This window comes from Planomonospora alba, from assembly GCF_039534085.1.
Lineage (GTDB): Bacteria > Actinomycetota > Actinomycetes > Streptosporangiales > Streptosporangiaceae > Planomonospora_B > Planomonospora_B alba.
Genome location: NZ_BAAAUT010000155.1, coordinates 1 through 1,132 on the forward strand (window position 1 = coordinate 1; position 1,132 = coordinate 1,132).

The 1,132-nt window shown below is 73.8% G+C and carries 2 protein-coding genes; both read left to right on the plus strand.

What is annotated here, in order from left to right; genetic code table 11:
• The coding region (locus tag ABD823_RS34375) for an IS110 family transposase (RefSeq protein ID WP_344867130.1) at positions 1-693 on the plus strand (693 nt) is incomplete at its 5' end.
• 19 nt (positions 694-712) lie between these two features.
• Positions 713-1,132 (plus strand): transposase (locus tag ABD823_RS34380; protein ID WP_344867132.1); only part of this gene is annotated, 420 nt, incomplete at its 3' end.

Consider the following 1,132-nt stretch of genomic DNA (forward strand, 5'->3'; position numbering starts at 1 on the left):
GATCACCGGATGCGGAGGGAGCACTACATGATCTTCGTGGGGATCGACTGGGCCGAGCACCACCACGACGTGTGCCTGCTGGACGCCGACGGAGGCGAACGCGACCACGCCAGGATCACCGACGGCGCAGCCGGAGCGCGCCGGCTGCATGAGCTGATCGCCTGTCACACCGACGACCCCGGCGAGGTGGTCGTCGGGATCGAGACCGATCACGACCTGCTGGTCACCGCGCTGCTGGAAGCCGGCTACCGGGTACACGCGATCAACCCGATGGCCGCGGCCCGCTACCGGGAGCGGTATGCCACCTCGCGCGCCAAGTCCGACCGGGCCGATGCCCGGGTGCCGGCCGACATCGTCCGCCTCGACCGCCACCGGCACCGCCTGATCGCCGCCGACTCCGACCACGCCGAGGCGATCAAGGCTTTGGCGCGGGCGCACCAGCAGCTGATCCGGGCCCGCCAGCGCCAGGTCAACGTGCTGCGCAGCCACCTGCGGGAGTTCTACCCGGCTGCGTTGCAGGCCTTCGACGATCTGACCGCACGCGACGCCCTGGCCGTGCTGGCCACGGCCCCGACCCCGCAAGCGGGCCGGACCCCTGACCCGGGCGCAGATCACCGCGGCGCTGCGCCGCGGCGGACGGCAGCGCTACCTGCCGACCCGCGTCGAGCGCATCCAGGCCGCACTGCGGGCTGAGCAGCTGGAGGCGGCGCCGATGCTCACCGCCGCCTTCGGGCACGCCGTCCAGGCGCTGGCCGGTGTGATCGCGGAGCTGACCGCCCGCATCGACGCGCTCGAAGAGCAGGTCAACCGGCTGCTCGATGCCCACCCCGACGCCCGAGTCGTGCGCAGCCTGCCCGGCCTGGGCGGAGTCGTCGCCGCCCGCCTGCTCGGCGAGTTCGGTGACGCCCCCGGCCGGTTCACCGACGCCAAGGCCCGCAAGGCCTACGCCGGCACCGCTCCCATCACCCGCGCCTCCGGCACCCGACAGGTGGTGCTGGCGCGCGTCGCCCGCAACCGCCGCCTGTTCGATGCCTGCTACCAGTGGGCGTTCGCCGCGATCCGCTGCTCACCCGGCGCCCGCACCCTCTACGACCGGCACCGCGCCGCCGGAGCCGGCCATCATGCGGCCCTG